Below are 14,521 nucleotides of genomic sequence, written 5' to 3'. Positions count from 1 at the left end.
TACAGGAAAAAGGAGCAGGTAATATGAGCACCAAATTATTCGCAGCTATGTATGGGATGGACCACTACCATGGAGTACAGGCTCTACATGTGGGGGATACCGTGTATCTCGTCAAAGATCCAGATAATCGTTTGGATCATCAAGCAATTAAGGTTGTTATTCCCCCGATTGGAGCCGTAGGTTATATCGTTAATGATCCCCTGATCGTACCTCATGGATGTTGGGCCGGGACGGCATTCTACGATGTATTTCATCAACTCACGTGTGCCAAAGTACGATTCATGATGAGAGATATGGTGATTATGGAGTTAATTGAGATGAGTCACATTCCTGTTCCGCAGATGGATTCTTTGATTAAGGGATGGCAATTTCGTGAAAAAGCTTGATCATCGTAACAAAAGAAGGCTCATTTACGGATGAGCCTGGTATAGGTCGCTTCCAGATGCATGGCTGTTCTTGCCCAACTGAAATATGCCCTTGCGCTGTCTCGGCCAGCCTTTCCTAACTTCTCGGCAAAAGTGGGATTGCTTGCAAGTTTGTACAGGTAAGAGGTGAAACGTTGGGGACGCTTATAAGCGGTGACAAGGTATCCATTGATACCTGATTCAATAATCTCACGGATACCTCCGTTATCCGAAGCAATAACGGGTAATCCTGAAGCCATCGCCTCAACATTAACCAGGCCAAAAGCTTCATGTTCTTGAGACGGACAGACCAGACAATCAACTGCCCGATACAACTGATCGATATGCTCATGGTTTAACTGACCACGGAAGGAAACATGGACTTTTTGTTTTTGGGCAAGTTCGCGAAGTTTACGCATGTAATACGGAGGTCCTTTGCCTGCAACAACCAGTTGAACAGGTATCTGTTGCTGAAGGAGGGCAGTCGCACGAATTAATACGTCTACACCTTTTCCAGGGATCAGCCTGCCGACATACAGAATAGAGAATGGTTTAGTTACTCCAAATTGTGTACGCAGATGAATCTGTTCTTCTCTGGATTCAACAGGCCTGAAGCGGCTTAGATCTGCACCCAATGGAACAACACTCATTCGGTGTTTTACCAACGGAAATCTGCGGCCTAACCTTTGTCGCAGGGAATGACTGTTGACGGCAATCCAATCAGCTTTTTTCATTAATGTGAGTTTGGAAGGCCCGGGCTGAGCAAACGTTAATGAGTGAAGATAGAGTACAACGGGAGTGCGTGGAAAAGCTCGTTTGATGGTAGCCATACTTCGTGGCCTGTTATCCACTTGAATTACATCATAGGGTTGTTGGGATAACAAACGTATGACTGCTTTGGTGTACATGACAGGACTCGTTGCAGGGACACGTTGAATGGTGATCCCATCGATCTGTTCTGTGGCGGCGAGACCTTGCATTTGACGACTTATAATGGTTACCTGATGGCGTTGGGCTAGTTCACGAGCGATGCCCAGGATACAGATTTCCACGGAACCATTACCGGGCAAAGGCAATTTCTCGGGTGCAACCATAGCTATTTTCATGATCCGGCTCCTCCTTGTCCGACATCTGTAACAATCTTCGTCATATATCTTATGAGAAGCTGAGGCATTTGGCTCCTGCGAAATGGTAGGTGAACCACCCATATAAGTGTGCAGGAATATTCTGCTGCATGGCATTAAGCGAGATATTCAGCTTTTGTGATATACTGTACGGGAACAATTGAATTCGTTACATGTATAAAAGCAGGAGGAAAATAATGTTACATTCTACGCTGGGGCGCTTCCGGCTAATGTTGTGGTTGCAGGGCATTTCGTACGTGTTGTTACTGTTTGTTGCTTTTCCGTTGAGAGATGCCGGGGTTATGCCGCAGGCTGTCACGTGGTTTGGGAATCTGTACGGTTTTTTGTTTTTAATGTATTTGTTATTTATGGTGACTATGTACACCTCACAGAAATGGCGTCTGCGTCGTCCAATTGCTCTGTTCTTTGTTTCTTTCATTCCACTGGGGAATATGATCTATGATGTTGTCGTATTCCGTAAGTTGTATCGGCAACTAAATAAAGCTTGACTTTATTTAACGTTATGAAATATGATGAGTACAGGTTAAACAACCCGTTCCAACTAAAACTACATATTCCTGTTAAAGGGGAGTAGCTTTTACAGTAAAGTCGTCAGTTCGGGATTATATCCCCGGCTTTATTGGCAGCAATTTTGTTGTTAGCGAGACCTTTACCAAGTTTTCATGCTCGGTAAAGGTCTCTTTTTGTGGATATAAAAGGACCTTACCAGTGATGGTAAAGGTCCTTTTTTTTGTACATCATAAGAATATTAAGGAGGAGTCAATGTTGGATGTTTCATTATTATTAGAATATGGGTGGGTGCTTGCTGTCTTAGTGGTCCTTGAAGGATTACTCGCAGCAGATAATGCATTGGTACTCGCAATCATGGTTAAACACTTGCCTGAAGATAAGCGCAAAAAAGCGTTGTTCTATGGTCTGATGGGTGCATTTGTTTTCCGTTTAGGTTCGTTGTTCCTGATCTCTTTCCTCGTCGATGTATGGCAGGTGCAGGCGATCGGTGCCCTGTATCTCCTGTATATTTCGATTAACCACATCGTTAAAAAGATACTGGGTAGTCGCAATAAAACAGATGAAGCAGCTGATTCAACGCCGAAGAAACCGAAAAAACAATCCGGTTTCTGGATGACCGTTTTCAAGGTCGAAGTAGCGGATATCGCATTTGCAGTTGATTCCATTCTGGCTGCTGTTGCTTTGGCTGTGGCGTTGCCACCAAGTGGATTGCCTCCAATTGGCGGACTCGACGGTGGACAGTTTATCGTTATCTTCCTCGGTGGATTCATCGGGCTTGTGATCATGCGTTTTGCAGCCTCATACTTTGTGAAATTGCTTCATTCCCGTCCAGGACTTGAAGTTGCGGCCTTTGTAATCGTAGGTTGGGTAGGGGTTAAGCTGGCGGTTATTACACTCGCACACCCTTCATTGGGTGTTCTGGATGAGCATTTCCCGGAAAATAAAATTTGGAAATTTGGATTCTATATTGTACTGATCACCATTGCGGTATGTGGTTGGTTCCTGTCTTCCAAAGTTCCTGAAAAAGAAGACGAAAATCCGGTTGAAGAGTTGGAAAAACAAGCAGGACTGTAATAATCATGTTACGCTAACAACATCATTATTATTTGGAAAACAGGAGATTGTCCTAGGACAATCTCCTGTTTTTGTTTACATATGCAATCTAGACCATTATCCAATTTCCAAGAAAAGGGTTGACACATGAATTCTAGTCCCCTTAATATAAGACTAACATTAACGAAGGGAGGCCGAGAGACATGATGCTTGGTTATGATTTGATTCAAACAGGGCGCAACGTAGACATAATAGCATATCCGGCTCATCGTTTCATTGGCCTCATACGGTCGACATAGGGGATAGGCATATCGTTTAGCAGGTTTTAAAATCGATATGCGTTCTTCGCTTATATTATAGCGATGGATGACAGACACACAGCATGTTTATGCTGTTCTGTTCTCCGTTATTGTCATTCAGTAGAAGTCATGGGCGACTAGCCTATGGCTTTTTTTAGTTTTATTTTACAGATGAATCAGCAAACCGAATTTGCTGAACGTACAGGAAGGAATAATACACTTTTATGAATACAGAATTTAATTTATTTACTAATCCAAATGAAATGGCAGGTAGCTACCGGCATGAAGTAAAATTGCCTGCAGGCGACCTAACCGTATATGCGGCGCAACAGCTCTTCTCCTCGCTCGATTACAAGGTATTCGAGATGGCAAACAATAATCTGCAGATTCCGGGAATCTCTTATATGAGTTACACGCCAGACGTACACGTCGGGGTAGGTACGTGCATTGGAACGACAGCCGTGTGGGATGCACAGAGCGGATACGTTTCTCCCTCCATCGTGGGCAGTGACATCGGCTGTGGCATGCGAGTGCATATGACAAACTTGCACAAGGACGAATTGAAAGACATCAAGCTTCGCCGCAAACTCGTCAAGGCCATTGAGAAAGTATTGCCGATGGAGGCGAACCAGCGAGGTCATTACTCGGATATCAGACTGGAGCATATTGTTCGTAAAGGCCTGCATGGTTTACCCAAAAAGTATATTCCAGACAGCTATACACCGAAAAAATCAACCGCGATGACACATGTGGAAAGCAGCAAGTTCAGTTACGATGAGGATGTGTTAAACCACGTTCCTGATATGACATGGCATCGTTCGCATCGTCAGCTTGGAACACTGGGTGGGGGGAATCATTTTGCCGAGATCCAGGCGATTGAGATCGCTGAAGAGAATCGTGAAATCGCCGAAGCTTGGGGATTGTATGATGGACAGGTCGTGGTCATGATTCATTCCGGCTCTCGTGCATGGGGTGGTTATGTAAGTCAGACGAGTTCGTCAGCGATTGCCAAAGTCATGCAGCGGCTTAACCTGGGTACATCCGATCCCAGACTGGTATTTGCTCCACTGGAGCATGCGGAAGGTCGTCATTATGTGAACATGATGTATTCTGCATTGAATTACGCTGTTGTCAATCGTCATCTGATTGCGTATGCTATTCGCGAAGCATTCCGGGATGTGTTTGGCTCCAAATGTGAATTTCGTACGTTATACGATCTGATGCACAACTATGCCTGGGAGGAATCTCACGCAGACCAAGGTTCTGTTTTTGTGCATCGCAAAGGTGCGACACGTGCGTTGCCGGCAGGTCACCCGGACAATCCAAAGCCTTATCTGTCAACTGGACATCCGGCACTTATTCCGGGGTCTATGGGAACTGCTTCATACATCATGGTAGGTCAGCCGCAGGGTGCTGATAATTATTATTCAATATGTCACGGTGCGGGTCGGATCCGTTCACGGACGGCAACGAAACGATTGATTAGCGTGGAAGATTTTGCTACGGCACTGGGTGTGGGTACAGAAGATGAGATCGTGGTAAATCAACGCTCACTTGAATCCATTATTGATGAATCACCTCAGGCTTATAAAAATGTAGATGAAATTATAGACAGTGTTACCGGCGCAGGCCTGGCTCAAGTTGTAGCCAAATGCAAACCGCTTGTAGCGGTAAAGGGAGCGAAATAATGACAATAAACGAAAAACAAACAGATCCAACCCAGGCGATCTATACCTATGACGAACAACATGATACCCGAATTCGAGTGGAAGGGTACGCCATCTATTCAAGGCTGATTCGTGGAATCAGTGAGGCGCTCCTTCAGCGCTATGGAGTTGAGTACAAGCTTTATGCCAGTTCTGATCCGAACAATGAATACTGGGAGTTACTCCGGGAAGATCTGCAAAATGGCAGTGACGAAGTGGAGTTGGTAGCCCGCATATTCGAGGATCTGGAACTTCAGACGTTGCATTACGACGATGATGGAGATGTACCCACTTATGGTGTGCATTACTCCATTCGCAATAACGTATTTGCTTATCCGAAATGGGGCGTAGCACTTGTGCGGGTTCCATTTTTCCGAGAGAACGGGATCTACAGTGAAGACTTTGTCTTTGCCATCGGTGATGAGGAGATGAAGCAATTTCTGGGAAGTGTCCGGGAACGGGAACGTCAGCAAAATATGAAAAAAGTAACGGTCTACACCGATGCCCGTAATGGTAGCGATCGTCATGTCGAATCCATCACTCGCTCCGTGGGAAGAGAGGATGTTGTTCTCTCTGCACAGATCAAGCAGGATATTTTCCGCTCGCTGGATCAGTTCTTCGAAGCGGATCGTTCCTTTTACAGAGATTATGATATTCCGTACAAAAGAGGCATTTTATTGTATGGGCATCCGGGGAATGGTAAGACCACGTTGGTGAAATCCATTGCGGGAAGTATCCCGGGCCCGGCTGCGTATTGGCAGATTACGGAGTATACCAACAGTGAATCGGTGCGTGAAGTGTTCGAGGCTGCCAAGCGGTTGGCACCGATGGTATTGATCATTGAGGACATCGATTCGATGCCGGATGAAGTCCGTTCCTTTTTCCTGAATACATTGGATGGAGCTACGTCAAAAGAAGGAATTTTCCTGATTGGGACAACGAATTATCCGGAGAAAATAGATCCTGGCCTCATGAACCGTGCTGGGCGGTTTGACCGAGCTTACGAAATTCCGCTGCCAGATGAAGCGCTGCGCCTGCAATACTTGCGCCAACGAGGCTTCACCGTATTTGCGGGTGAAGAAGGCACAGTAGAAGCAGCTCGTCTGACCGACACGTTTTCTCTTGCACAGCTAGGTGAGTTATATGTCAGTGCTGCGCTGGAATGGCATCAGAATGGACAGACAGACATTGTGAAAGTCATTCAGTCGATGCGTGGCGAGCTGGACAAGAGCCATAAACATACTTGGCTGGCACAGCCAGGTAAGGGCCGTGCAGGCTTTTATTGATCAGACCTAACCCATCAATCTTATAATATGACGCAATTTTATAAATAATCCTACCTCAATTGGTGATACTAACCTTGTCTGCTCTAACATACAATGACTTTCGGGAGGTACATAACGCAGCCCTGAGCTGGTGAGATGCCGGAAAGTAACGCGATCTGTTTCCATACCTGACTAAGGCTTGTTTTGCAGAGAAAGATGCATGGGGACAAAAGGTAATATGCAAAAATTTTTATGCCAATTGTTTAAATGCTTCTGTAGCGGTTAATAGTAGACAGACAACAAAAACTTTAATTAGAGGTGAATGATATGGGTTGGTTATGGTCATTAATTATCGGTGGTATCATTGGATGGTTGGCAGGTTTGATCGTTGGTCGTGACATTCCAGGTGGTGTTATTGGTAACATCATTGCTGGTTTTATCGGTGGATGGTTAGGTGGAGTAATCTTGGGCGATATGGGTCCTGAGATGGGCGGATTCTACATTGTGCCTGCATTGATCGGTGCGATCGTTCTTGTAGCCATCGTAAGCTTGATCTTCCGTTCGATGGGACGTAGTCGCGGGTAACTTAATCAAGATAATTTCTTGAATTAGTTGTCAGCTAAATGCATTACCAATGAAGAGGTTGATTGAGAGCCATAACCATGGCTTTCAATCAACCTCTTGTTGTTTTAAAATATATAAAGATAAGCGTATTAAGCTATCTATATAAATTGGACTAAACATTTACACGAGAACGTAGAGGACAGAAATAACCTGAAGAAGCGGAGCTAAAAGCTTTCTGTAAGAAAGCTGCTTCGAAAGCATACACTCGCCTTTATCACCAGATTTTCTCCTTGTAAAGCCAAATGTAAAAAATCTGGGGATAACAGCGATCAGAAGGTTGTTCTGTCATCGGAGTGGTAAGTGTAAAAGGTAGTTTAGATAAGAGGGGATGAACGGAATGGAAAAAGCTACATTCGCCGGCGGATGTTTCTGGTGTATGGTTACACCGTTTGAAGAACAACCGGGCATTCATGGCATTATATCGGGTTATGCTGGCGGTCACATCGAGAATCCAACATATGAGCAGGTCAAAACCGGAGAGACCGGTCATGTCGAAGTGGTTGAAATTACATTTGATCCAGATGTATTCCCTTATGAACGACTGCTGGAGCTGTACTGGCCACAGATTGATCCGACGGATGACGGAGGCCAGTTCCAGGATCGGGGGACACAGTATCGTACGGCGATCTTTGTGCATAATGAACGTCAACGTGAGCTTGCTGAACAGTCCAAACAGGAACTGGCAGCCAGCGGACGATTCAGTCAACCGATTGTTACGGAAATTCGCGATGCAGCTATATTCTATCCGGCTGAAGATTATCATCAGGATTACCACAAGAAAAACGAAAAACATTATAAGGAAGACCGTGCGTTATCCGGACGGGACGAATTTATAGACGAGAATTGGAAATAATGCATCAGATCACATGAAAAGCCGGGAAAGTTCCAGTTGGAACTCGCCCGGCTTTTTGGCTGTATGGCGGCTGAAATCAGCCATAATGGTTATCTGATTGTTCCCACCAGTATTTCTACGTCAATGGTAATCTTCAACAAGGAAGCTTGAATGCTCACCAGGGATGATCCCGACCGATGCCAGGAAAGTGGTGTCATATGAACGAGTGAATCCAGCATGTTTTCGGTGACGGGCAGCGTGTAGGTCAGCGGAATGCTGGCGATGAGATGATGATGTTTGCGGAATCGGTCCAGCGTAAGTTCCCGGCCGTCTGCTCGATCAGGTCGATTCAGGAACAGCATTTCTCTCAGTTCAATTAAATATTGTTCACGGGGGATGACTTTGATGATCCATCCCCCATCCTTCAGAATTCGTCCAAACTCTTCATAGTTGGAAGGAGAAAATATATTCAGGATGATGTCCAGCTGACCTTCTGCAAACGGACTGCATGCCAGATCGCCGACAAACCAGATTTGCTGGTTGTAGGCAGAGGAAGCCATGGCAATGCCTTCTTTGGCAATATCGATGCCCCAGCCAACGGCTGGAGTATTCTGCGTAATCTGCTGCAGAAATGTTCCCTCTCCTGTGCCTGCATCCAGAATATGCACGGGATAGTTGATGTCAACGGAATAACGTGCGATCCACCTGCGTAGTACTTCGGTCAAAGGAGCATAAATACCGGTTCCCGATAAAATATTCCTTTTGGCTGTAAATAAACGTTTGTCATAGTTGCCCTTGAAAAAACGTGTCATGAAATTGATATAGCCTTGTCTTGCAAAATCAAAGCTATGCCTGGACACACATTGAATGCTCCCTGAGTTAATGGTTGCCATAGGGCTATGACAGATGGGACAGTTCAACATATGGATGTATGGATTAATAAGCGCAGCGCTACGTTCTCTGCGATGGACTGACATGGAATAACACCCCATTCATTCAGATTTGGATAACTGAAGAAAAGGGCATAACAAATAGACCTCTGCACGAAATTCAAAAAAAGAGGTTTTAGAGCTATGCCCCAAGTTATCTGTATCGAATGAACTGAATAATCATAGGAAGGTTAAGCTCCTTTTGCCTATCAAGATTAGGGTGAAGCAAGAGAACGTTACCAGTATAACAGGATGAGAAGAAATGACAAGTAAGGGGAGCCAGGCGAATTTGAAATAAAAGAGCGCCCTGTCAACCGTTTAGACGGTCATACAGAAGCGCTCCGTTCATTATTTTGCAGTAGCCTTTAATACATATTTGGACAATGTCTCATTGTTCATGGAATAGATGACATCATCGACATAGGTTGAAACACCTTCTAATGAAGGAACCGAGGCACTGGTCGTGTAGATATGCACGTCTTCCAGCGTCTGTGGATCAAGAATGTATCCTGTTTTGGCAAAATCAAGCTGATACTGACCATCCTGTGTCTGGTCAACACGCATAAGTGCAGGCTGTGCGTCCTTGAATGTACGCTCAGTCACTTTGCCTTTCATCGTGTACAGTTCCAGCTTCTGCCCTGTAAAGACTGTATAACCGTTGCCAGCCGTCTGAATGTAGGCATCACCAGCAATGGCACGTCCCCAAGCAAGCTTGCCATCGATGCCAAAGCCCATCAGTCGGTTACCTGTGTTCTCAAAATTGGCACGCATAATGATGGAACCATCGTCGAGAATGGCCAGCGATTCACCGCCGCCATCTCCTAATGTATTTGCATTGGCAGGGAATTGATAGAAGGACAGACGATTCAACGTACGATCATAGATCTCTACTTTGGGATTCGCAGCTTGCTGCCAGAAGTTTCCTACCTTGGTTTGTTTACTGGCATCCACTACAATTCGACCATGGTCAGCCTTAAGCACGTTACCGTTGATGGTCTTTTCAGTAATCAGCCTGCCCTTTTTGTCATATAACGAGATGGCGGAGCGAATCGAACCATTTGATTGCACGCCCTGACTTGAAGCAACCATCAGCGTATCGTTATCCAATAGGGATATGCTTGCAGGTGAATTCACCGTTTTGACCCAGTTGGTTTTACCGGATGTATTGAATGAGTACAATTTTTTAGTTTTGTCCGAATATTCCATATATACATAAGCTGTACCGTTGCTGGCATATACCGAATCAGAGTAGGTGGTATAAGGACCACTTTTCTCATGGAATATCGTATTCCACTTCAATTGTCCAGTCGTAACATCGAATGCTTGGAGAGAGTCCAGTTGCCAGTCGAGTGTTGTTTTGCTGCTTGTTTTGGTCACGGGCTGGGAGGCATGTACATATACAAGATTTTTGGATGGCACGGCATGAATTCCCTTGATCAGGACATCTTTCTCTGTATTAGCCTCAGATAACATCAGGGACGATGACGTCCACGCCGGTTTGGGCATGGATTCGGTTGAAGCAGCGGCGTAACCTGTTGTATTCATGGTGAAGAGGAGCATGCCGCTGAGAATGAGGGCAGCCCATGTTTTGGACTTGTGTTTGGTCAATGTATGCAAGTGATAAACCACCTTTCTTCTTCGGTTCAAAATAGAACCGATTGTTGAATTTTACCATTTAAACGAAGGGGAATTCAACCCGAGTGTTTGTAACCTTTTATCCATGGAAGAAATGAATAGAACGAAGAAGTCCTTTGAGAAGAATGGGCTGTAACAAATGTTATTCAGCGCCTCCAATGAAAAACGATTACTTATATGAATAGAGAATAAGGCATAGAATGAGATGCAGTCAAAGTCATACGAAATTTTGCCTAAGGTCGCATGCTAGATTTTATATTATTTGATAATGAGATGTACAATGTTAGATATTACTGAATACTTCGCTTCGATTTGAGGAGTAATCCCAAAAGTTTCGTGTTCGTTTATGAAGTCGGAGATCAGATTATCGGGACCTTATGGGTAAATCAAGTGCATATGAATTGGTGTATAATCTCTGGCTTCTTGTCTCTATTTCCTGAGTATACAGTTAAGAACCACAAGGGGGAATTGGTTTGCTTAATTATATAATTTGGATTATTTGGAGTTGAATATATGAATTCACTATATTTTTGTATATAATATGGTATATAATGTATCTTTGCTATATATATTAATTATAAGTATCAGGGATTACATGTAAAATACTCTTCGATGGCCATTAATAAAGTAGGTAATTATCAGCAATATGTATGCTTTAATGATGATTCAAAATTGATCGCGAAAAGGAGAAGATGTAAAATGTCATATGCCCCCAAAAAACTTCATACTAATCGGACAAAACGCTGGATAATCACGATTGGAATATTTATCCTTGTTCAATTGATCTTTATTGCTATTGATGGTACTTTCTTGGAGCCCCGCTTAAACGATAGTGGCTTATTTGCCGAGATAAGAAGAGAGGTTTTGGAATCAAGGTTACTTACAGAATGGGTTGCCCCTTATTCCTTTCCGTTGTTTAATTTAACTCTGATCATTTTTGTTGTTGCAATGCTGATTCAAGCAGTAGGAGACATGATATCAACAATGTTTGTAAAAAAATAAGGCAGAGGATTGGCAGTACTGATGTGTTCATTGAAAAAGATGCTAAGCTGGTTCCGGTACGATTGGAGTCAGCTTGTTTTATTTTATTTGGATACGCTCGTGATTATAATATGGTTAAAAGTCTGATTACGCATTTCCATTTCTACTAAGAACTCCTAATCAAAGATCTCCCTTCGCTTTTTCACACCCCATTCTCCAATTCAAGTCGCTTCACATACCAATTGTATTGGTTTCTAGATGGGGTGTCGCTCCCTCTGCGATCATAAACCCTAATTACTTCGGATAAATTAGGACAGATATTCCAAAGTCAATTCAAATGGATAAAGGGATGTCTGCTCTTTGTTTCTTTATTTTGATTATATTGGCAATTATGGTAGAGAAAAAAATGAAGTTGTGATACAATAATGGGAAATATATGAATAATATAGCTTCGTATCACTTACATTTAAATATACATATAAGGGAATATAGTTATTTTTGGAGGTTTATAGTAGAAGAATTATACTGAATTATCCTATAAAGAAAGGATATAAAAGGGAGGAGATTTGAGTTGAAAGATATACATATAAGTTCCAATGAAATAAATGGACTACAGCTTCACCTATATAACACAGATAAATTTAAGACGATGAGTATAATGTTGACGATGAAAGCATCTCTTCAAGAGGGAGTAACTACTGCAAGAGCATTAATTCCCCATATTTTGAATGGGGGGTCAATAAATTACCCGAATCGTAAGCTAATACAACAAAAACTTGATGGGATGTATGGAGCAACTCTTTTTTTGGATGTACAAAAAAAAGGAGAAGATCATATTGTTTTTTTTAGAATGGAGATTCCAGCGGATAAATTTCTTGATGATTCTGCTTCTTTACTGAAATCATCCCTGGATCTGTTGCATGAAATTGTTTATAGCCCATTACTTGAAGATGGAGTATTTCATTCTTTAATTGTAGAACAAGAAAAACGCTCATTAAAGCAAAAAATTGCTTCAATGTATAATGAGAAAATGTTATACGCCCATGTTCGTTTGATAGAAGAGATGTTTAAAGGTGAACCTTACCAATTTCCAGCATTCGGGAGAGAAGAAGATATCGATTCTCTCGATTCTGTAGCAATTTACCAAGCATATGAAGATCTACTTCAAAATGATCGCTTTGACTTATTCATCGTGGGTGCCTTTAACGAGAATGAGACTAAATTAATTGTCCAGGACGTTTTTTCTGAACAACATAACAACAAACCTGTAAAGAGGATTTCATCAGATAAAAAAAGTGTGAATAGTGTGAATTGTATTCAAGATAAAATGGATGTAAAACAAGGAACGCTTCTTTTAGGTTATCGGATTTTCTCGACAATACAAGATAGGGATTATGAAGCTACAAGAGTGACGAATGCAATTTTTGGCAGATTTCCATCTTCCAAGTTATTTATGAATATACGGGTAAAGGAAAGTCTCGCTTATTATGCCCATTCACAAATAGAAAGCAATAAAGGCTTATTAGTAGTAATGGCAGGAATTGATTTTGATCATTATGAACGTGCGGTTGAAATTATAAGAGAACAAGAATATGCAATGAAAAAAGGCGACTTTACTGAAGCCGAAGTGGAACAAGGTAAAGCGATGTTGATTAACCAGTTACTGGAAGCCCGTGATTCTCCTCTAGGAATAATGGACATAGTTATTCAATCTGTGGATAGTGGATTGTCTAATGAAATAAATGATCAGATTACACGAATTAGTAGGGTATCAAAAAACGATGTCATACGCGCTGCTAATAAGTGGGTGTTGGATACTGTCTACTTCTTAAATAGAGAGGAGTAAATCATTTGAAGCCCATAATTTATGAGAAATTAGGAGAAACCATATATCATGAAAAGCTCGTCAATGGCCTTGAAGTTTACATACTTCCTAAGAAAGGCTTTCATAAAACCGTTGCGACATTCACAACGAAATACGGTTCAGTAGACAACAATTTTTCACCTTTAGGAAAAGATGATTCCACTCCATTTCCAGCTGGGCTAGCTCATTTCTTAGAACATAAGATGTTTGATTGTGAGAAGTGCGATGTTTTTCATACATTTGCAAAGCAAGGAGCCTTTGTTAATGCATTTACAAGTTTTACTCGCACGGCTTATACATTATCAGCTACATCTAATATCAATGAGAATCTTACAACTCTGCTGGACTTTGTTCAAGAGCCATATTTTACAGATGAAACGATAGAAAAGGAAAAAGGGATCATTGAACAGGAAATAAAAATGTATGACGATAATCCTGACTGGCGTGCGCGATTTGGAATTTTAGAAAATTTGTATAAAAGTCATCCAGTGAAAATGGATTTGGCAGGAACAATCTCTTCTATTAATCAAATTAAGAAAGAGGATTTATACTCTTGTTATAATACGTTCTATCACCCTGACAATATGTTGTTTTTCGTAATTGGACCTGTGGTTCCTGAAGAAATAATAAGGCTTATTCGAAACAATCAAGAGCAAAAAAAATTTCCGGAACCTGAAGAGATTCAACGTATTTTCCCTGAAGAAGATGTCAAAGTGAATAGAAGTTCAAGTGTAATAAAACTGCCAGTCCAAATACCTAAAGTTTTTATTGGATATAAAGAATCTAACCCGACAAGACAAGGTCAAGAGCTGCTTAAATATGAGTCATCATTAAATGTTTTGCTCGAGTTGATGTTCGGAAGTAGTTCTGACGCTTATGGGAAAATGTATGATAGTGGTTATTTGGATAAGACGTTTACCTTTGATTATACAAACGAAAAGGGTTTTGGGTTCTCAATTATTGGTGGTAATAGCCAAGCACCTGAAGAAGTGATAAATATCATATCCGAAACCATTGATAGATTTAAAAAGGAACCGATAAATAAAGAAGCTGCAGAACGTGTAATTAAGAAAGAGATTGGTAGCTTCTTAAGTGCCATTAATTCGCCTCAATTTATCGCTAACCAATTTACGCGTTATCGTTTTAATGAGATGGATTTATTTGACGTATTGCCAACACTTGAAAACCTAACCAGATATGATCTTGAAGATGTGCTGCATTTACACTTTTCTGATGAAGCAAGAACAACACTTATAGTAGAAAGTAAATAAAAA

Annotated in this window: 13 protein-coding genes; 10 read left to right on the top strand and 3 right to left on the bottom strand. The window is 42.1% G+C overall.

Going from position 1 to position 14,521, the window contains the following annotated elements; all coding sequences use genetic code 11:
• The first annotated feature begins 23 nt into the window (after positions 1-23).
• Positions 24-386 carry an HIRAN domain-containing protein gene (locus EL84_RS29450; RefSeq protein ID WP_047844030.1) on the top strand — a complete coding sequence of 121 codons (363 nt, stop codon included), beginning with the start codon at positions 24-26 and terminating at the stop codon, positions 384-386.
• 20 nt (positions 387-406) lie between these two features.
• On the opposite strand, the gene EL84_RS29445 is transcribed toward EL84_RS29450, so the two are convergent.
• Positions 407-1,510, bottom strand: coding sequence for a glycosyltransferase family 4 protein (locus EL84_RS29445; RefSeq protein WP_047844029.1), 1,104 nt, complete (start codon positions 1,508-1,510; stop codon positions 407-409).
• Positions 1,511-1,725: 215 nt separating this feature from the next.
• On the opposite strand from EL84_RS29445, the gene EL84_RS29440 reads away from it, so the two are divergent.
• The 6 genes from EL84_RS29440 (at position 1,726) to msrA (ending at position 7,859) form a co-directional block, all read left to right on the top strand.
• A complete protein-coding gene (locus EL84_RS29440; RefSeq protein ID WP_036617062.1) occupies positions 1,726-2,037 on the top strand; it encodes a DUF3817 domain-containing protein in 312 nt (103 codons plus the stop codon).
• Positions 2,038-2,311: 274 nt separating this feature from the next.
• On the top strand, positions 2,312-3,133 hold the full coding sequence (locus tag EL84_RS29435; RefSeq protein WP_082219174.1) for a TerC family protein: 822 nt from the start codon (positions 2,312-2,314) through the stop codon (positions 3,131-3,133).
• A 541-nt stretch (positions 3,134-3,674) separates the two neighbouring features.
• Positions 3,675-5,099 (top strand): RtcB family protein, encoded by a 1,425-nt coding sequence (locus EL84_RS29430; protein ID WP_152683111.1) that lies wholly within the window; start codon positions 3,675-3,677, stop codon positions 5,097-5,099.
• Complete coding sequence (locus EL84_RS29425) at positions 5,099-6,403, top strand: AAA family ATPase (protein WP_047844027.1); 1,305 nt, start codon at positions 5,099-5,101, stop codon at positions 6,401-6,403. The genes EL84_RS29430 and EL84_RS29425 overlap by 1 nt, the downstream gene beginning before the upstream one ends.
• A 306-nt stretch (positions 6,404-6,709) precedes the next feature.
• Positions 6,710-6,967, top strand: a complete 258-nt coding sequence (locus EL84_RS29420) for a GlsB/YeaQ/YmgE family stress response membrane protein (protein ID WP_017686880.1) — start codon at positions 6,710-6,712, stop codon at positions 6,965-6,967.
• 376 nt (positions 6,968-7,343) lie between these two features.
• Positions 7,344-7,859 (top strand): peptide-methionine (S)-S-oxide reductase MsrA, encoded by a 516-nt coding sequence (gene msrA / locus EL84_RS29415; protein ID WP_047844026.1) that lies wholly within the window; start codon positions 7,344-7,346, stop codon positions 7,857-7,859.
• Positions 7,860-7,948: 89 nt separating this feature from the next.
• On the opposite strand, the gene EL84_RS29410 is transcribed toward msrA, so the two are convergent.
• Positions 7,949-8,761 carry a putative RNA methyltransferase gene (locus tag EL84_RS29410; RefSeq protein ID WP_414855727.1) on the bottom strand — a complete coding sequence of 271 codons (813 nt, stop codon included), beginning with the start codon at positions 8,759-8,761 and terminating at the stop codon, positions 7,949-7,951.
• A 354-nt stretch (positions 8,762-9,115) separates the two neighbouring features.
• The gene (locus EL84_RS29405; protein ID WP_047844024.1) at positions 9,116-10,384 is read right to left on the bottom strand and encodes a hypothetical protein; all 1,269 of its coding nucleotides are present in this window, start codon (positions 10,382-10,384) and stop codon (positions 9,116-9,118) included.
• A 717-nt stretch (positions 10,385-11,101) separates the two neighbouring features.
• Here EL84_RS29405 and EL84_RS29400 point away from each other — a divergent pair.
• From EL84_RS29400 to yfmH, 3 genes are all read left to right on the top strand, one after another.
• Complete coding sequence (locus EL84_RS29400) at positions 11,102-11,404, top strand: YfzA family protein (protein ID WP_047844023.1); 303 nt, start codon at positions 11,102-11,104, stop codon at positions 11,402-11,404.
• A gap of 550 nt (positions 11,405-11,954) precedes the next feature.
• Positions 11,955-13,229: an EF-P 5-aminopentanol modification-associated protein YfmF gene (gene yfmF, locus EL84_RS29395; protein WP_047844022.1), complete on the top strand. Its 1,275-nt coding sequence runs from the start codon at positions 11,955-11,957 to the stop codon at positions 13,227-13,229.
• A gap of 5 nt (positions 13,230-13,234) precedes the next feature.
• Entirely contained in the window at positions 13,235-14,518 is a 1,284-nt protein-coding gene (gene yfmH, locus EL84_RS29390; RefSeq protein ID WP_047844021.1) for an EF-P 5-aminopentanol modification-associated protein YfmH, read from the top strand.
• Positions 14,519-14,521 lie beyond the last annotated feature (3 nt).

The organism is Paenibacillus sp. VT-400 (genome assembly GCF_001029205.1).
Taxonomy (GTDB): Bacteria; Bacillota; Bacilli; order Paenibacillales; family Paenibacillaceae; genus Paenibacillus; species Paenibacillus amylolyticus.
The sequence above is the reverse complement of the archived record's forward strand: the minus strand, read 5'-3'. Positions and strand labels throughout refer to the sequence as shown.